Consider the following 19,279-nt stretch of genomic DNA (forward strand, 5'->3'; position numbering starts at 1 on the left):
CCCGCAAGGTGCATCATCCGAGCGACGACCGAGCGGCCGACAACCCAAGACCTAAGCGTAGTACTTTCAGCGTCCCCACAGCCGACGATCAGCACCGGTCAGGGCACGGCAGTCCTCAGAACACGGAATAGCCGTTTCGAGAGACGGTGAACCCGGAACCGGTGACCTGATTCCAGCAGGTCATCCCGCTCTCCTCGGAGGTGCAGGCGAAGGTGTCGTTAGCCGCGGTTGACCCGTACTCCAGCGTAATCAGCTCACCCCCGGCACTGCCGATGAAATCATTCCCGCAGCTGAGCGAGGCCTCGCCGTCGGCAACACCGATGGAGAACAGGGACTGGCTGCAGTCCTCCTGGCCGGCCTCGACGTAGTACCGCTCCGCCACCGAGCACCCCACGATGTCGTCGTGGAGTTCGCAGGAGATGTTCTGTGAGGGGCTCTGGAGCCAGAAGGCGTCGACGGCACCCTCAGGGGCCGGCCGGACCAGATCCCCGACCGACGGATCGGGTGTGTCGACGGCGGTGCCCGAGTGCCGGTTGTCGCTGAGCGTGGTAAGCACCCCGTAGGCGCACTGGTAAAGCATGTAGAGCGCGACCAGGACCAGCACGAGCACCAGGATCGCTCGCGGGCCCCGGTTGCGCTTCTGCTGCGCCATGGGCCGGGGCGGTACCTCGGGCTGCGGCGGCACCGGCCCCGCCGCCGGGGGCATGGGACCACCGGTCGGCTGCTGGGGCTGTTGCGCGCTGCGGTGCTGCTCCCACGCACGCCGCACCTCGGACGAACCGAGCGACAGGATCCACTGGCGCAGGCCCTCCGGGCATGCCGGATTCACCACGATTCGCGCATGCAGCTCCGGGTAGTTGTCGGCAAGCTCCTCGAGCCGTTCCGGGCTGGTTTCAGGGGAGGAGGCGGCATTCGCCCCATCACCGGGAATAATGTCCATCGCGTCCTCCTGCTCAGGGCTCTCGTCGCAGTGTCGGCTCGGGTACAACTCTGCACGGCCATCCGCGCTCGCTCGTGACAGTACAGCATGTCACCGGCACGCGAGTGCCCGTCTCGAATAGCCTCACCAACTGGCCGGCCCCGGCGAGCACTCCGACTTGCCGGGGCCGGCCGCTTCAGGCACGTGCGCCGTGGCCTCACATGCCGTAGTACGGGGCGGAGCCGGTCACGGTGATCGTGGGTTCACCCCCGTCCTGTTCCCGGGCGGGGTGACGCATGCGGTTGCCGGGGCATTGACCGCGTCCAGCACCAGATTGTTCAGCGTTTCGGTGGCCTCTGCCTCCACCTCTACAGTGGTGCCAGACGAGCCGCCCACCGTCACCGAATCGGTGTCCGGTTCCAGGTAGTCCGGCTTGGTCTCATCGACGCCCAGCGCGTAAACGCCGAAGTAGACGTACTGCGTCGCCGATGCGCCCATGTAGTCGGCGTCCTCCAGGGTCACTTCGGTGCCACCGCAGGTGACGGTATCGAGCGAGTCGGACTGCAGCGTGATCGCGCGGATGAGCGGGGTGCCGCTCTCCCAGTTGTTCAGCAGGCCGAAGTCCTTGTCCCCGGCCCTCACCGCGAGGGGCACCTCGAACCGTTCGCCGTCCAGCGACAGCTCGGCGGTGACGGGCAGGTCCTCGTCACCGGTCATGCTGACTCCGGCCAGTAACAGGACCGCAGACAGCAGCGCGGTGCCGAATACCACCAGCGCCGTCAGTCCCACGGTTGCGAGCGCGGGCCCACGGGTCAGCGGCATCAGGGCGGCGTTGAGGACGCCAGGGGCCGTCGGCTGCTGCGGTGCTGCCGTCGCCCCGGGTGCGGCTCCGGCATCGGGCGCGGAGTCGGGGGGAATCGGGGTTTTGGTCGTCGATTACCTTTAGGGTTCGGGCACAGTTGACGATGCGGTATCGAGACATATGTTGTCGGTCGTCGCAATTGCTGTGCGTACGGTGAGACCGGCACCGTTTACCGGCGCTTCCGCTTTGGGGGTGTGGGGTGGTTTTGGTGGGCCGATCCTGGGCGTAGGCCGCAGTGGATGTTCCAGGTTCGGCGGGAGTGGTGCTGGCCGTGCTGGTGCCGGTGGCTCGTTCGCAACCGTGGGTGCACCGCCTGTGCGGCCTCGGGCTGTTCCCGCTGCCGTGTTCCCAAGTGCCGGGAGCCGGACCTGTGCGCGGGTGGGCCCGGCGACGAGCGCGCCGCACGCTCAGTTGTGGCGCTGTTTTAGGGATTTGGCGGAATCATGCGGAAAACACCTCAGCCGGTGAACGGTGCAGTCGGCTCCTACGTGCGCCGACCCCTGCGGCGCACGTAGGAGCCGACCGGCCTCCTTCGACCCAAAACCAAGAATGTTGAAATATCGGGCAAAACTCGCTGTCCGGTCAGGGCGGTGAGATGGCTGAGCGTGCGCCGCCCCCGGGGGCGTCCACCCGACCGGACCCTAACCACCCGCCAACCATCCACCGCCCAACGCCAACGCCACCCGCGCCTGCCCACCCGCACTCCCCGAGCCCCACTCTCAAACCGGAAGAGCCCCTAAAGCCACGCACTCGCGCCGATAACACGGAAAAACCGGCTCTTCCGGTTTAAGGGTGTAGTAGCTGGTTGCGGAAGCCGCCGGCATGGATGAGGCTGCGGATGGTGTAGTTGGTCAGGTTTCGGAAGCCCAGGGCGATGCCCCGTAGGTGCTCCAGGCGGCCGTTGGTGTTCTCGGTGGGGCCGTTGGAGGTACCGGGATGGTCGAAGTAGGCGATGATGTCACCACGCCTGTTGGTGAGGGTCTTGCCCAGCGACTTCAGCTCTTCCAGGGCGTCAGGCACACCGGCCTTGAGCGAGTCGATGACCTTGCTCATCAGCTGCTTGCCTTCGGCGGGGGTCTTGGCGCGGTAGGCGGCCATGATCTTCTGGTGCACGCCCCACATCACCTCTACCGGCGTGTTCTGGGGGTCGGCAAACAGTTGTTCGAGCCGGTCCCAGCCGCTGTCGGTTACCAGGCCCGCCCCGGTGCGCAGCAGCCTGCGGGCCTTGTACAGGGGATCATCCTTACGGCCCCTACGGCCGGTGGTCTCGCGCTGGGTGCGGCGGCGGCACTCATCGAGCTTGTCACCGGCCAGCGCTACTACGCGGGAAGGGGTCCATGACCTCGGTCGCCTGAGGTAGGGCCTCGGCAGCGGCGGTCTTGAAACCTGTGAAGCCGTCCATGGCAACCACCTGCACGCCCCTGCGGAACGTCTCGGACTGGTCCTGGAGCCATTGCTTGAAGACCTGCTCGGGTGCGGCCTTCGACCATGTCCAGACGTCCAGGATCATTGATCAAGCGGTCCTTGGCCCGCTCCAGGATGGCGTCGCCCTCGGTGTGCCATGACACCCCCAGCGCTGCCGCCACACGAGCCACAGACATGAACTCCACCCCCACGGCCCGGATCGCCCAGTCCACCGCCGCCCGGGTCAACACAGCCCGCTTGGCCGCGGCCCGAGACGCGTCCTGACGCCACACGCGTTCGCAGCCCTGGCAGCGCCACCGCCGCAACCGGACCAGCAGGTGCGTGGGCCGCCACCCCACCGGCACATGCGCCAGGCGCCTGGCCACGGTCCCCACCGCCACGCCCTGGGCTCCACACCGCCGGCAGAACACATCCTCCTCCAAGACCTGCAGCCGGCACTCCACCAGCGCCTCATCAGGCGTTATCCGCTGACCAGTCACGGTCAGTCCCAGGCCGTCCAGGCCCAGGAAACTAGCAAGATCAGGAACAGTGAAGGCAGTACTCAGCCATGTCGAGGTCTCCGTGATCGGTGGTGTTAAGCGACTCCCAATCATCGGGGACCTCGACCCACACCCACCACCCTCACACACGCACCCGCGACCACCCCACCACACCCTTAAACCGGAAGAGCCCGTTTACCCGGCAGACGCGTCGGCCCCGGCGAGCACTGTGGCTCGCCGGGGCCGGTCATATGCGGCGACGGCTCAGTGGCTGCCCACCGACCGTCAACGCTTATGCGTCAGAACTGGAAGTCCTCCGAGGAGGCGTTGAACCCGGTGCGGAAGTCATCGGAGAAGTCCGCGCGGAAGTCTCCGCCGAAGGAGAAGTCGTCCAGCGCCACCGAGTCACCCATGCTGAAGGCGTCCCCGCCGGCGTAGCCGGCACGGGAGAAGACCTCCGCCTTGACCTCCTCGGTCGGCTCCACCTCGATGTCCGAGTAGCGGGCCAGGCCGGTGCCGGCGGGGATCAGCTTGCCCAGGATCACGTTCTCCTTAAGGCCCAGCAGCGGGTCCGACTTGCCGCTCATCGCGGCCTCGGTGAGCACGCGCGTCGTCTCCTGGAAGGAGGCGGCGCTCAGCCACGAGTCGGTCGCGAGCGAGGCCTTGGTGATGCCCATGAGCTCGGTACGCGCGGAGGCGGTCTTGCCACCCTCCGCCATCACCCGGCGGTTCTCCTCGCGGTAGCGGGAGACGTCCACCAGGTCGCCCTGCAGGAGGTTGGTGTCGCCGGTGTCCAGCACGGTCACGCGGCGCAGCATCTGCCTCACAATGACCTCGATGTGCTTGGAGTGGATGTCCACGCCCTGGGAGCGGTAGACCTCCTGGACCTCGTCCACCAGGTGACGCTGGGTGGCGCCCACGCTGCGCAGTCGCAGGATCTTCTTGGGGTCGATCGGCCCCTCGGTGAGGGCGTCGCCCGGCTCGACGTGGTCGCCGTCGGTAACCAACAGCCGCTGGCGGCGGGAGACGGGGACCACCAGGTCCTCCTCGCCGTCGTCACGGGTGATGACCAGACGCTTGCCGTCGGCGTCGTCCTCGATCTTGAGGGTGCCTGCGGCCTCGGCCACCGCCGCCTCGCCCTTCGGGGTACGGGCCTCGAACAGCTCCTGGACGCGGGGCAGACCCTGCGTGATGTCGGCGGCACCGGCGGCACCACCGGTGTGGAAGGTGCGCATGGTCAGCTGCGTACCGGGCTCACCGATGGACTGGGCGGCGATGATGCCGACCGCCTCACCGATGTCCACGCGCTTGCCGGTGGCCAGCGAGCGGCCGTAGCAGGCGGCGCAGGTGCCGACGGCGGAGTCGCAGGTCAGCACGGAGCGGCAGACGACCTCCTCAATGCCCGCGTCAATGGCCGCGCGGATGTCGCCGCCGGTCAGGTCGGTGCCGGCCTCGATCACGACGTTGCCGTCGGCGTCCACGGCGTCGCGCGCCAGGGTGGTGCCGTACACGGTGGTCTCCAGGATGTCGGAGACCTCCTTGGTGCGCTCGCCGTCGGCCCCCATCCAGGTGAACAGCCGCTTGGTCAGGCCCTTGCGGGTGCCGCAGTCGTCCTCGCGGACGATCACGTCCTGGGAGACGTCGACCAGGCGCCGAGTCAGGTAACCGGAGTCGGCGGTACGCAGCGCCGTGTCGGCCAGGCCCTTGCGGGCGCCGTGGGTGGCGATGAAGTACTCCAGGACGGACAGGCCCTCCCGGTAGTTGGACTCGATCGGGCGCTCGATCAGCCGCTGCTTGGGGTCGGCCACCAGGCCGCGCATGCCGGCGAGCTGGCGGATCTGGTCCCAGTTACCACGACCACCGGACGCCACCATCTGGTAGACGGTATTGCGCTCGGGGAAGTTGGCGCGCATGGCCTCGGCGACCTCGTCGGTGGCCTTGGTCCAGATGTCGATCAGCGACTTGTAGCGGTCGTCCTCGGTGAGGGCACCGAGCTCGAACTGCTCCTCGATCTCAGCGGCCTGAGCCTCGTAGCGCTCCAGGATCTCGGGCTTGGACGGCGGGGAGACGACGTCGGCGAATGCCACGGTGATGCCCGACCAGGTGGACCAGTGGAAGCCGTTGGCCTTCAGCTCGTCCAGGCAGGCGGCCACCTCCACGCGCGGGTAGGACTCCGCCAGCGTGTTGATGATATTGCCGAGCTTCTTCTTGTCAACGGTGTAGTTGACGTAGGGGAAGGTCTCCGGCAGCGCCGTGTTGAACAGTGCCCGGCCGAAGGAGGTGCGCAGGGTGATCGGATCGCCCTCGGACCAGTTCTCGGGGGGCTGCCACCCCTCGGGAGCGGTGATGCCCTCCTCGAAGCGGATGTCGCAGGCCGCGTTGACGTCGAGCTTGCCGAAGTCGTAGGCCATCACGGCCTCCGCGTAGGAGGAGAAGGCCGGGACGATCGGCTCGCCGTTGTCATCCTTGGCCACCTCGACCGCGGGATCCGGCTCCTGGGTGAGGTAGTAGGTGCCGATGATCATGTCCTGGCTGGGCATGGTCACCGGGCGCCCGTCGGAGGGCTTGAGGATGTTGTTGCTCGAGAGCATCAGGATGCGGGCCTCGGCCTGCGCCTCGGCACCCAGCGGCAGGTGCACCGCCATCTGGTCGCCGTCGAAGTCCGCGTTGAAGGCGCCGCACACCAGCGGGTGCAGCTGGATGGCCTTGCCCTCGATCAGCTGCGGCTCGAAGGCCTGGATACCCAGGCGGTGCAGCGTGGGGGCGCGGTTGAGCAGCACCGGGTGCTCCCGGATGACCTCGGCCAGCACGTCCCAGACCTTCGGGTTGGCGCGCTCGACCATCCGCTTGGCGGCCTTGACGTTCTGCGCCTCCTTTAGCTCCACCAGCCGCTTCATCACGAAGGGCTTGAACAGCTCCAGGGCCATCTGGCTGGGCAGACCGCACTGGTGCAGCTTCAGCTGCGGGCCGACGACGATGACGGAACGGCCCGAGTAGTCCACGCGCTTGCCCAGCAGGTTCTGACGGAAACGGCCCTGCTTGCCCTTGAGCATGTCGGACAGCGACTTCAGCGGACGGTTGCCCACGCCGGTCACGGGACGGCCACGGCGGCCGTTGTCGAACAGGGCGTCGACGGCGTCCTGCAGCATGCGCTTCTCGTTGTTGACGATGATCGTCGGGGCACCCAGGTCCATCAGCCGCTTGAGCCGGTTGTTGCGGTTGATGACACGGCGGTACAGGTCATTCAGGTCGGAGGTCGCGAAGCGACCACCGTCCAGCTGCACCATGGGGCGCAGGTCCGGGGGGATCACCGGAATGTTGTCCAGCACCATCGCCTCGGGGGCGGTGCCGGTCACACGGAAGGCGTTGATGACCTTCAGCCGCTTAATGGCGCGCGTCTTGCGCTGACCGGTGCCGGACTCGACGATCTCGGTCAGCGCGGCGGCCTCGGCCTCCAGGTCGAAGGTGCGCAGGCGGTCCTGAATGGCCTCCGCGCCCATGGCGCCCTTGAAGTAGATGCCGTAGTCGGCGGCCATGTCGCGGTAAAGGACCTCGTCGCCCTCGAGGTCGCCGACCTTGAGGGACACGAAGCGGTCCCACACCTTGTCCATGTGCTCCAGGGTGCGGGTGTTCTTGCGGCGCAGGGAGGCCATCTCCCGCTCGGCGGTCTTACGGGCCTTGTCCCGCTGCGCCTGCTCGGCGCCCTCGGCCTCAAGCTGGGCGAGGTCCTCCTCGAGACGCCGCTGGCGGGCCTCGATATCGGCCTGTCCGGCCTCCTCCACGTGCTGCTTCTTGACCTCGAACTCGTTGCGCAGCGAGGGCAGGTCGTCGTGGCGGGCCTCCTCGTCCACCTCGGTCACCATGTGGGCGGCGAAGTAGATGACCTTCTCCAGGTCCTTGGGGGCCAGGTTGAGCAGGTAGCCCAGGCGGGAGGGCACGCCCTTGAAGTACCAGATGTGGGTCACCGGCGCGGCCAGCTTGATGTGGGCCATGCGCTCACGGCGCACCTTGGAGCGGGTGACCTCAACCCCGCAGCGCTCGCACACGATGCCCTTGTAGCGCACGCGCTTGTACTTGCCGCAGGCGCACTCCCAGTCGCGGGTGGGGCCGAAGATCTTCTCGCAGAAGAGGCCGTCCTTCTCCGGCTTGAGAGTGCGGTAGTTGATGGTCTCGGGCTTCTTGACCTCGCCATGCGACCAGGACTTGATGTCCTCGGCGGTGGCAAGGCCGAGCTGGATCCTGTCGAACACGTTGGCGTCGAGCACAGTTCCTACTTCCGAATCAGAGTGGTCAGCTCAAAGATTTAGGGGTCCCCGGTGCCGCGGTTCCACGGCGCCACCGGGTCCGGTGGTCTCCGGGAGGAGTACGGGCGGTACTCCCCCCGGAGCCATTGGGGGTCAGATCTCGTCCACCGTCACGGCGTTGCCGCCGGGGCGACGACCCAGGTCGAAGCCGAGCTCCTCGGAGGCGCGCCGGCCGTCGTCCTCGTTGTCGTCCAGGCCGATGGCATTGCCCTCGGCATCCAGGGCCTCGACGTTCAGGCACAGCGACTGCATCTCCTTCATGAGCACCTTGAAGGACTCGGGGATGCCGGGCTCGGGGATGTCCTCGCCCTTGACGATGGCCTCGTACACCTTCACGCGGCCCGCCACGTCGTCGGACTTGACGGTCAGCAGCTCCTGGAGGGCGTGGGCGGCGCCGTAGGCCTCCATGGCCCACACCTCCATCTCGCCGAAGCGCTGGCCGCCGAACTGCGCCTTACCACCCAGCGGCTGCTGGGTGATCATCGAGTACGGACCGGTGGAGCGGGCGTGGATCTTGTCATCCACGAGGTGGTGGAGCTTGAGGATGTACATGTAGCCGACCGAGATCGGGTATGGGAAGGGCTCGCCCGAACGACCGTCGAACAGCTGCGCCTTGCCGTCGGGGCGCACCAGCTGCACGCCGTCCCGGCCCGGCAGGGTGGAGTCCAGCAGGCCCATGAGCTCGTCGTCGCGCACGCCGTCGAACACCGGGGTGGCCACCGGGGTGCGGGGCTCGGCGGACACGCCGTTCTCGGGCAGGCGCCGGGCCCACTCGGCACCGGCGGCGCGAGCAGCGGAGGCGTCCCAGCCGCGGGAGGCGACCCAGCCCAGGTGCAGCTCAAGCACCTGACCGACGTTCATACGGCTGGGCACTCCCAGCGGGTTGAGGATGACGTCAACCGGGGTGCCGTCGGCGAGGAAGGGCATGTCCTCCACGGGGAGGATCTTGGAGATGACGCCCTTGTTGCCGTGGCGGCCGGAGAGCTTGTCACCCACGGTGATCTTGCGGCGCTGGGCGATGTACACGCGCACCATCCGGTTCACGCCGGCGGGCAGCTCGGCGTCCTCGGAGGAGGCGTCGAACTCGCGCACGCCGGTGACGATGCCGTACTCGCCGTGGGGAACGCGCAGGGAGGTGTCGCGCACCTCGCGGGCCTTCTCCCCGAAGATCGCACGCAGCAGCCGCTCCTCGCTGGTCAGCTCGGTCTCACCCTTGGGGGTGACCTTCCCGACCAGGATGTCGCCGCTGCGGACCTCGGCGCCGATGCGGATGATGCCGCGCTCGTCCAGGTTGGCCAGCGCCTCCTCGGAGACGTTGGGGATGTCGCGGGTGATCTCCTCGGCACCGAGCTTGGTGTCGCGGGCGTCGACCTCGTGCTCCTCGATGTGGATCGAGGTCAGAACGTCCTCGGCGACCACGCGCTGGGACACGATGATCGCGTCCTCGTAGTTCAGGCCCTCCCAGGTCATGAAGGCGACCAGGAGGTTCTGGCCCAGGGCCAGGTCGCCGTCGGCGGTGGCCGGGCCGTCCGCCAGCACGGAGCCGACCTCCACGCGCTCACCCTCGGAGGCGACCACGCGCTGGTTGTAGCAGTTGCCCTGGTTGGAGCGGCGGAACTTGGCCACCTTGTAGACGGTCTCGGTGCCGTCGTCGTTGGCCACCCGCACGAAGTCGGCGCACACCTCGGTGACCACGCCGGCATTGGAGGCGACCAGCACGTCACCGGCGTCCACGGCCGTGCGCCGCTCCATGCCCGTGCCCACGAGCGGAGCGTCGGGGCGGATCAGCGGCACGGCCTGGCGCTGCATGTTGGCGCCCATGAGCGCGCGGTTGGCGTCGTCGTGCTCGAGGAAGGGGATCAGTGAGGTACCCACGGAGACCATCTGCCGCGGGGAGACGTCCATGAGGTCCACCTGCGAGGCCGGCACCAGGGCGGGCTCGCCGCCGGTGACGCGGCACAGCACGTGGTCCTCGGCGAAGTGCCCGTCCGCGGTGAGCTCCACGTTCGCCTGGGCGATGACGTGGCGGTCCTCGTCGTCGGCGGTGAGGTAGTGGGTCTCATCGGTGACCTGGCCGTCGCGCACCACCCGGTAGGGGGTCTCGATGAAGCCGAAGGGGTTGATGCGCCCGAAGGTGGCCAGCGAGCCGATCAGGCCGATGTTCGGGCCCTCCGGGGACTCGATGGGGCACATGCGCCCGTAGTGGGAGGTGTGCACGTCGCGGACCTCCATGGAGGCGCGCTCACGCGACAGACCACCGGGACCGAGGGCGGACAGGCGCCGCTTGTGGGTCAGGCCGGCCAGCGGGTTGTTCTGGTCCATGAACTGGGACAGCTGGCTGGTGCCGAAGAACTCCTTGATCGCGGCCGTGACGGGCCGGATGTTGATCAGGGTGTTCGGGGTGATCGCCTCGACGTCCTGGGTGGTCATGCGCTCGCGCACCTGCCGCTCCATGCGGCTCATGCCGGTACGCACCTGTGCCTGGATGAGCTCGCCGACGGCGCGGATGCGGCGGTTGCCGAGGTGGTCGATGTCGTCGTACTCGACGGCGACGTCGACGATCTCACCGTCGCGCACACCCTCAATGGTCTCCGCGCCGGCGTGCAGGGCGAGCAGGTACTTGATGGCGGCGACGATGTCCTCGATGCGCAGCACGGACTCGTTCAGGTCCGCGGTCAGGCCGAGCTTCTTGTTGATCTTGTAGCGGCCGACCTTGGCCAGGTCGTAGCGCTTGGCGTTGAAGTAGAAGTTCTCCAGCAGGGTGCGGCCGGCCTCGACGCTCGGCGGCTCACCGGGGCGGATCTTCTTGTAGATGTCCAGCAGCGCCTCGTCCTGGGTGGTGACCTTGCGGTCCTCGTCCAGGGCCGTGGTCAGCGCCGGGTAGTCCTTGAACTCCTCGCGGATCTCGGCCTCGTCCAGGCCCAGGGCGAGCAGGAAGACGGCGACGTCCTGCTTGCGCTTGCGGTCGATACGCACGGCCACGCGGTCGTTCTTGTCCACCTCGAACTCCAGCCAGGCGCCGCGCGAGGGGATGAACTTGACGTTGTAGACGTACTTGTCCGAGGCCTTCTCGGTGGTGCGCTCGAAGTAGACGCCCGGGGAGCGGACCAGCTGGGAGACGACGACGCGCTCGGAGCCGTTGACGATGAACGTGCCCTTGTCCGTCATGAGCGGGAAGTCACCCATGAAGACCGTCTGGGACTTGATCTCACCGGTGGTGAAGTTCTCGAAGTCCGCCACCACGTACAGCGGCGCGGAGTAGGTCAGGTCCTTCTCCTGGCACTCCTCGGCGGTGTACTTCGGCTCTTCGAAGCGGTGGTCATGGAAGGACAGCGCCATCGTCTGGCCGAAGTCCTCAATCGGTGAGATCTCGTCGAAGATCTCCTCCAGCCCGGAGGTCTCCGGCAGCGAGCCCGGCTGGGCGGCGTTGGCGGCGTCCACCCGGGCGCGCCACTTCTCGTTGCCCACGAGCCAGTCGAAGCTCTCGGTCTGCAGGCCGAGAAGGTTCGGAGCCTGCATCGGCTCGGCGATCTTGGCGAAGTTGATTCGGCGCGACGCGGTGCGCGCGGCGATGTCAGCAGCAGTTGGTGCAGAGGTGCGCGAGGCAGCCAAAGGGGATCCTTCCCTCATCTCGGGGATCACTCTGCGTACACTCACGGCACATGCCCCTGCGGCAACTCCCCTATCCCCTCACGGAGGGCCGGCTGGTCGGGCCGGCCGTCGGGCAGCACCATTGGAGCCAGTACACACAAGGTACGCGAAGAGCTAGCCTACACGGTCACCAAGCCCCGATCCACGCCGCGGCGGCGTTCCTCCTTGCGATTCCCGCCACAATCCCCCATACTGCCCTGTCCCCGCCACCCCCCTTTCGCCGAGATCGGTAGATGTTACGTGCCGAGATCGGTAGAAGTGGCGCCCGTTGGACCCCTGAGCCCCCGTTGGACCCCTGAGCCCCCGTTGGACCGCCGTAGCCACGGGTTACAGCGGTCCAACCGCGCGTGAGCGGTCCAACCGCGCGTGAGCGGTCCAACCAGGGCGGGCGTTGCCGACCCGCAGCACGCCCCGTCCCGGCAACGCATTCTCGGAGCAGCTCCCCGGCGCACCCACCCGCGTGCTGAAAGACCTACCCGCGCCTTCAGTGACCGCCCCGCGCCCTAACAACGGCGTCGCCCCGACCACGCATGGCGGTCGGGGCGACGTCGGTGCTTATGCGATCCCCCGGCGTCGGCTCGGGGCCGACGGCGTCGGGGAAGGCCTCACTTGAGGGTGACGGTGGCGCCGGCGCCCTCGAGCTGGGCCTTGGCCTTCTCGGCGGCGTCCTTGGCGGCGCCCTCGAGGATGGCCTTGGGGGCGGCCTCGACGAGGTCCTTGGCCTCCTTCAGGCCGAGGGAGGTCAGGGCGCGCACCTCCTTGATGACCTGGATCTTCTTGTCGCCGGCGGACTCGAGGATGACGTCGAACTCGGTCTTCTCCTCCTCGGCGGCCGGGGCGGCGGCACCGGGAGCGGCGGCGACGACGGCGGCGGCCGGGGCGGCGGCGGTCACGTCGAAGGTCTCCTCGAAGGCCTTGACGAACTCGGACAGCTCGATGAGGGAGAGCTCCTTGAAGGCCTCAATGAGCTCGTCGGTGGTCAGCTTCGCCATGATGGGCGTTCCTTCCTGGAAAAGAGATCCTGCGCTGCCTTTAGAGTCACAGAGCGCAGGGCGGTTTCGGGTTGGTGGCGCGCGCGGCTCAGGCCGCGTTCTCCTGCTTCTCGCGCAGGGCGTCGACGGTGCGCACCGCCTTGGAGGCGGGCGCGGCGAACAGGTATGCGGCCTTGGACAGGGACGCCTTCACAGCGCCCGCGGCCTTGGCCAGCAGGACCTCGCGGGACTCGAGCGAGGCGAGCTTGTCGACCTCGTCGGCGCTCAGGGCGTTGCCGTCCATGACGCCGCCCTTGACGATGAGGTTCTTGTTGTCCTTGGCGAAGTCACGCAGTGCCTTGGCGGCCTCGACCGGCTCACCGGTGACGAAGGTCAGGGCGGTGGGGCCCTTCAGGTCGTCCACGATCGCGTCGAGTCCGACGCGACGGGCGGCGATGGCGGCTAGCGTGTTCTTCGCCACGGTGTACTCGGCGTTGCCGGCGAGCGAGCGGCGCAGTTCCTTGAGGTCGGCGACGCTCAGCCCACGGTACTCGGTGAGCAGAACGGCGTTGGCCTCACGGAATTTGTCCGCCAGCTGTGCAACAGCCGCGTCCTTCTCAGGCCTTGCCATGGGCCCTCCTTCCGTGGTCTGCCACAGGCTCCGCACTGAAAAAGCCCCGCGCCGGTGGGCACGGGGCTCATGACCGCACTCGGGTATCCGAGGGCTCGGTCGGGCTCGTTCTCACCTGCGCCGGCTCCGCTTCATGCGGACTTGGCCCCGCTTGCGCGGGAGACCTGCGGTCTTTGGCAGGCGCCACGATACACGCATTCCTCCCTCGCGGCGCAAGCCGCCCGGCAGGCAAGCCGCGGTGCTCTCGGTCACCCCGCCCTCCCGCCGCGGCCGCATGCGCTCAGTCGGCTACTACCGGCACGCCGGTGAGCCTCCACGGGTAGGCGACGACGCCGTCGTCCGCATTACCCCCCGGGTGGTCGACGACGACGGTGTCCTCACCGGTGTCCGGCCACACCACGCATGCGGTGAGTTCCTCCCCCTCGGCGAGCTCATCGGTCAGGTCGAGCTCGGTCAGGGCGCGGTGCGCACTGGCGCCCTTGAGCAGATAGTCGACCGGATACACACGGTCGGAGCCGGCCAGGAGGGTCAACCCGCCGGCCGAGAACACGCTGGTCAGGCCGCCGAGCTCACCGCGTGCGTTCGCCAGCGCCTCACCCGGGTCATTGAGCCAGCCGAGGTTCAAGGCGGCCACGGAGCCGCCCTTCCCGCCCCGCAGCCTCAGCTCCCCGAGCAGCAGCCCGTCCCGCCGCGTGACCCGCTCCAGGGACACCACGAGCTGGCCCGTGTCCGGAGCCACCGCGTCGACGGTGATGCCTTCGGGTCCGCTCCCCTCCGGGCCGGCCGCCGGGGGCAGGGCGGTGTCGACGTCGGACCGGGACAGGGAGCCGTCGGTGCCGCCGGTGGGGGTGATGATGATCTCGACGCGCCGGTTGGCCTGCCGGTGCGCATCGGAGTCGTTGCTCACCTTGGGGTCGCCCTCCCCCTTCCCGGAGACGGCGACCTGCCAGGCGCCGAGGTCGGTCAGCTCACCCAGCCGGTCGGATACGGCCTGCGCGCGCTGCTCGGAGAGGGTCTGGTTGTGCGCGTCGTCGCCGACGTCATCGGTGTGCCCGACGATCTCCAGCTGACCGCCGTCGTACTCGGCGATCGTCTGGGCGACCCCGGTAAGGACGGCGTCCGCATCGGCGGACAGCTCGGCGGAGTCGGAGCCGAAGGTGACGTCACTGGAGACGTCGACGGTGGTCTCCTCGTCGGTGGTCAGGCCGCTGGAGGAGCCGTCCAGCGCCTCCGCATAGCGCTCCAGGGGGACGGGGTCGCGCAATGCGGCATTCGGGGTGGCGGCCTCGACAATGGCGGCCACGTCGAGCCTGGGGGCGCCGTCGGCGTCCGCATCCACCACCGGCACCTCGGCGAAGCCGAAGCCCGAGAGGAACACGGTGACGGCGTCGACGTCGACGGGCCCGAAGGTCGCCCGCAGATCCTGGCTCCGTCCGGGCCGGAGCTCGGTGAACAGGACCTGCCGGCTGGTGGTGGACCACAGGCGCGATCCCGCGGTGTCGATCAGTCGCAGCGGCTTGTAGTCGGCCAGGGAGGACAGCAGCGAGCCGATCAGGCGCTCACCCAGGCGCACCGGCGCGGTGTTGGCGTCAGCCGAATCGGCATGAATCGGCAGGATCGCCAGCTCCTCGCCCTCGTGCTCCGTACGCACCACGGGGCCGACGGCGAGCGTGACCTCCTGCCCGAGCAGGGTCGCCCGGACCGGCACCGCGCCGCCCGTGCCCGCCGACGCCGAGGCTCCGGCCGACGTGGCCCCGGTCGCCTTCACAACCGGTGTGGGCCGTTCCTTCGCGCAGGAGGCCAGGGCGCCCACACCGAGCAGTGCGGGCAGCGCCAGCGCCGCACGGCGGGGCAGGCGGATGCCGACGCCGCGCCGAGATCGGTTGTGCATGGGCTCCTTCCCTTCGCTTCACCCGTGCTGCGCCGCCAATCACCAGGGCCCGACGGCGGCACTGATCCGGCCGGGTAACAACTTGGGTTGACCATACCGTGAGCCGCCCGCCCGGGCCACCGGCGGCGCAGCCTCAGTCCTTGACGATGCCGTAGATCACCAGTTCATCGTCGGCCGACACGAGCACCCGGGGCGCGCCCGCGGCGCTGCCGGCGGCGTTGTCCGACGGCGGGACCACCGCCACCAGGGTGCCCGGCACCTGCCAGAGCTGCTCACCGCCGCCGAGGTCGTAGGCGATCACGTTGTCGCCGGTGGCCTCCGTGCGCGAGGAGGGCTGCCCCATGGTGAACAGCACGCCGTCGTCCCCGCCTACCAGCCCCTCCGGGCTGATGACGCAGGCCTCCCCCGCGGTGCGTTCGGGCACGGCGTAAGCCACCGCGCCGGGGCCGGTGGCCGTGCAGGCGAGCGTGTCCACCGTGATGGCCGCGGTCTCACCGCCGCCACGCACCTGCACCCCGCCGTCCTGGGCGGTGGCGCGCAGCAGCTCCAGAAGCTGCTCCGCCGTCACCTCGGAGGAGACGGCCCAGGCCGCCCGCTCCCCCGCCCCGGTGACGGTGCCGACCTCGGCGCCCTCGGCGTCGTAGACGGTCACCGAGTCGCCGTCCACCACGTAGAAGGCCTGCGCGCCCACGTCCGTGCCGACGCCGCCGGGAAGGGCGGAGTCGAAGCTGGGGGCGTCCTCGACCGGCTTGGACAGGAGCACCTGCCCCGTATCTGCTGAGAGCACGAGTATCCGTTCCGAGCCGGTCTCATAGGTCACCACGAAGCCGGCGCTCACCCGGGCGCCGGGGAAGCCGCCGTCGGTCCGCCACATCTGCTCGCCGTTGGAGTGCAGGGCCACCAACGAGCCCGAGTAGTCGCCTTCCCGGACGATGGCGGCCCGGCCGGTGGTTCCCAGCAGGGTGCGGCCGTCCAGCGACAGCGCATCGCCGGTGTCGATTCCGTCCAGGCCGATCAGCTGCACCTTCTCATCCCGCAGGCACAGGAAGGTGGCGGAGGTCCAGAACCCGGCCGAGTCGCAGTCCCCGGCCCACACCGGGGCCTGGTTCGCCGCCCCGAGGTCATACAGCGACCAGTAGTTGGCACTGGTCTGCGCCGCCACGGCCGCGTGGTCCGGCGAGACACGATACTCACTGACACCCGTCATGCGCTGCAGCTCGACCGCACTCGCCCGGGCGGGCAGGGCCGTGACGTCCGTCGGGGCGGGCGCGCCCGCGGCACGGAGCCGCCAGATGAGCAGCCCCCCAGCGGCGACGGCGACCACCACGACGGCTGCCAGCGCGCCGAGCAGCGCGCGCCGGCCCCGACGCCGCCCCGGCGCGCGGCTGGCCGACCCGCCTGCCGTGTCCGGCGGGGCCCAGTCGGCCGAGGCGGCCACCCTCGGTGAAGATGCCGCGGACTGTGGCGAGGACTGCGGGGAGGACGCGGTTCGCGTGCGAATCTGGGCCTCGGGGAGGGGCGGGACTCCGCCGTCGCCGGCCACTACGGTCGGCTCGGTCCACAACGGGGCCGTGGGCGCCGTCGCCGGGCCCGGCGCGCCGCCGTCGACCGGTGCCGCGGCAGCGGGAAGGAAGTCGTCGGACCATACATAGGGGGCGGGAGCCGACGCCGACGGCGGGGGTGCGGACAGGCGCGCCGCCGGGGGCAGCCCCGCCAGCGCGGGGGCGGCCGCCTCCAGCAGGGCGGCGACCTCCAGGGCTCCGGGACGCTTCTCCGGCTGCTTGGTGAGCATGCGTTCCAGGACGGACCAGAGTGCGTCGGGGACGCCTCCGGGCCGGCCGGGGGCGCGGCGCGCATGCTGGGCCAGCACCTGCGTGGGCGCGCCGACGAACGGCGTGATCCCGCAGGCCGCCTCATACAGCAGCACGCCGAGGGAGTACACGTCCGCCGCGGGCGTCGGGGCGGCGGGGTCAAGGATCTCGGGCGCCATGTACAGCGGCGTGCCGATAGCCCCGGTGGCGTGCGAGGACGCCACCGTGTCGCAGATGCGCGCAACCCCGAAGTCGGCCAGTCGGGGAGTCCACTCCCCGGCATCGGCCCCCGCGGCCGCGGCGTCCATGAGCACGTTGGCGGGCTTGATATCGCGGTGGACGATGCCGGCCTCGTGGACGGCGGCCAGTCCATGCGCCAGCTTGGCGCCGACACGCGCCACCTCCGCCGGCGGCAACGCGCCCCGCTCGCTCAGCAGGCGCCGCAGGTTGCCCCCGCCCACATAGTCCATGACAATCGCGAAGCGGCTGCCCTCCACCACCATGTCGCGCACCCCGACGACGTACGGGGACGACACCCGCATCAAGGTGGCGCGTTCCCGGATGAAGCGCTCGATCACGCCCTCGTCCTCCAACAGGTCCGCGCGCAGCAGCTTGACCGCCAGGGGAGCGTCGGGAGCCTCGGTGCGGTGGGCCAGCCAGACCTCTCCCTGCGCACCGGCCCCGATGCGCGTATCCAGCACGTAGGCGCTGCCGAGGCGTTGTGCGGGATCGTTCGGGGCCATCTGGGCATCTCCTCGGGGTGGTACCAAGCGGCAGGGGACGTCATTCCTGCCTCATACAACAGCATCCTAGACAGAACATATCTATCAGATGTCAATCCGCTCAGCGCCGCTAACCCACACGCGCGGCGGGCCGACCCCGCATGGGGTCGACCCGCCGACTCAGAATGCCTCAAACCGCCTCAATAGGCTCGGTGCACTTCGATGCGCGCGCTCGCATTCGGCGCGCCCGCAGCCTCAGAGCTTGGCGACATCCATGGGGATGGCGGGGCCCATGGTCGTGGCCATGGTCGCCTTGAGGATGTAGCGGCCCTTGGATGCGGACGGCTTGAGCCGCAGCACCTCCTCCAGCGCCGCCTGGAAGTTCTCGGCCAGCTGCTCCTCGGTGAAGGAGGTCTTGCCGATGATGAAGTTCAGGTTGCCGGCGCGGTCTACGCGGAACTCGATGCGCCCGCCCTTGATGTCGGTGACCGCCTTGGCCACATCCATGGTGACGGTGCCGGTCTTGGGGTTGGGCATCAGGCCGCGGGGGCCGAGCACGCGGCCGAGGCGGCCGACCTTCCCCATGAGGTCGGGGGTGGCGACGGCGGCGTCGAAGTCGGTGTAGCCGCCGGCGACCTTCGCGATGAGCTCATCCGCACCGACCTCGTCGGCGCCCGCGGCGAGGGCCTGCTCGGCCCGCTCGCCCTGGGCGAAGACGACCACTCGGGCGGTCTTGCCGGTACCGTGCGGCAGGGACACGGTGCCGCGCACCATCTGGTCGGCCTTGCGGGGGTCCACACCCAGGCGGAAGACGACATCGACGGTCGAGTCGAACTTCGTGACGGAGGTCTCTTTGGCCAGCTTAACGGCCTCCGCCGAGGTGTAGAGGATCCCGGACTGGATCTTCTCCGCGGCGGCGCGGTAAGCCTTGCTGCGCTTGGTCATCTGCTTCTCCTTGGCAGTCGTGGTGAACGGGCCGCGCAGACCCTTCCACGCATGGTTTGTTCTTGGTGGCCGGGGCCTGAGGGTCAGGCCTCGACGGAGATGCCCATGGAGCGGGCGGTGCCGGCAATGATCTTGGCGGCGGAGTCCACGTCGTTGGCGTTCAGGTCGCGCATCTTGGTCTCGGCGATCTCACGCACCTGGGCCTGGCTCAGCGAGCCGACCTTGTCCGAGTGAGGAGTGGCGGAGCCCTTGGAGACGCCCGCGGCCTTCTTGATCAGCTCGGCGGCCGGCGGGGTCTTCGTCACGAAGGTGAAGGAGCGGTCCTCGTAAACCGTGATCTCCACCGGGACGACATTGCCGCGCTGGGACTCGGTCGCAGCGTTGTAGGCCTTGCAGAACTCCATGATGTTCACGCCGTGCTGACCGAGCGCGGGGCCGATCGGCGGGGCGGGGTTGGCCTGGCCGGCCTGGATCTGGAGCTTGATCAGCCCGGCGACCTTCTTCTTAGGAGCCATGGGTAACTTGGTCTTTCTTGTCCGGATTGCTGCACACCTGCCGTGCAGCGAGTGATTGCGTTGGTACGCGGAGGCGTACCGGCACGCGAGCGCCCATCTTAGACCCGCGTGCGCGCCCGTGAGAGGCCCGGTGGGCGGTCTCACAGGCGCCAG

General features: G+C 69.1%; 10 protein-coding genes and 1 pseudogene. All 11 read right to left on the reverse strand.

The window, feature by feature from the left end:
• Window positions 1–115 precede the first annotated feature (115 nt).
• The 11 genes and pseudogenes from E4J16_RS11475 to rplK all read right to left on the reverse strand — a co-directional run bounded on the left by E4J16_RS11475 (window position 116) and on the right by rplK (window position 19,126).
• Entirely contained in the window at window positions 116–940 is an 825-nt protein-coding gene (locus E4J16_RS11475; protein ID WP_136193621.1) for a variant leucine-rich repeat-containing protein, read from the reverse strand.
• Window positions 941–1,165: 225 nt separating this feature from the next.
• The gene (locus E4J16_RS11480) at window positions 1,166–1,741 is read right to left on the reverse strand and encodes a hypothetical protein (protein WP_136314054.1); all 576 of its coding nucleotides are present in this window, start codon (window positions 1,739–1,741) and stop codon (window positions 1,166–1,168) included.
• Between the two features lie 826 nt (window positions 1,742–2,567).
• Window positions 2,568–3,799: pseudogene (locus E4J16_RS11485) on the reverse strand (ISL3 family transposase).
• Window positions 3,800–3,984: 185 nt separating this feature from the next.
• A complete protein-coding gene (locus E4J16_RS11490; RefSeq protein ID WP_136193619.1) occupies window positions 3,985–7,950 on the reverse strand; it encodes a DNA-directed RNA polymerase subunit beta' in 3,966 nt (1,321 codons plus the stop codon).
• Between the two features lie 132 nt (window positions 7,951–8,082).
• Window positions 8,083–11,601, reverse strand: a complete 3,519-nt coding sequence (gene rpoB, locus E4J16_RS11495) for a DNA-directed RNA polymerase subunit beta (protein WP_136314055.1) — start codon at window positions 11,599–11,601, stop codon at window positions 8,083–8,085.
• Window positions 11,602–12,245: 644 nt separating this feature from the next.
• Window positions 12,246–12,632 (reverse strand): 50S ribosomal protein L7/L12, encoded by a 387-nt coding sequence (gene rplL, locus E4J16_RS11500; protein WP_136193746.1) that lies wholly within the window; start codon window positions 12,630–12,632, stop codon window positions 12,246–12,248.
• Between the two features lie 88 nt (window positions 12,633–12,720).
• Window positions 12,721–13,242 (reverse strand): 50S ribosomal protein L10, encoded by a 522-nt coding sequence (rplJ, locus tag E4J16_RS11505; protein ID WP_136193745.1) that lies wholly within the window; start codon window positions 13,240–13,242, stop codon window positions 12,721–12,723.
• Window positions 13,243–13,522: 280 nt separating this feature from the next.
• Entirely contained in the window at window positions 13,523–15,133 is a 1,611-nt protein-coding gene (locus E4J16_RS11510; protein WP_136314056.1) for an OmpA family protein, read from the reverse strand.
• Between the two features lie 133 nt (window positions 15,134–15,266).
• Window positions 15,267–17,687 carry a serine/threonine-protein kinase gene (locus tag E4J16_RS11515; RefSeq protein ID WP_136314057.1) on the reverse strand — a complete coding sequence of 807 codons (2,421 nt, stop codon included), beginning with the start codon at window positions 17,685–17,687 and terminating at the stop codon, window positions 15,267–15,269.
• 234 nt (window positions 17,688–17,921) lie between these two features.
• On the reverse strand, window positions 17,922–18,611 hold the full coding sequence (gene rplA / locus E4J16_RS11520) for a 50S ribosomal protein L1 (protein WP_136314058.1): 690 nt from the start codon (window positions 18,609–18,611) through the stop codon (window positions 17,922–17,924).
• 83 nt (window positions 18,612–18,694) lie between these two features.
• Window positions 18,695–19,126 (reverse strand): 50S ribosomal protein L11, encoded by a 432-nt coding sequence (rplK, locus tag E4J16_RS11525; protein WP_136192505.1) that lies wholly within the window; start codon window positions 19,124–19,126, stop codon window positions 18,695–18,697.
• Window positions 19,127–19,279: the final 153 nt, after the last annotated feature.

It is taken from the genome of Actinomyces procaprae (assembly GCF_004798665.1).
Lineage (GTDB): Bacteria > Actinomycetota > Actinomycetes > Actinomycetales > Actinomycetaceae > Actinomyces > Actinomyces procaprae.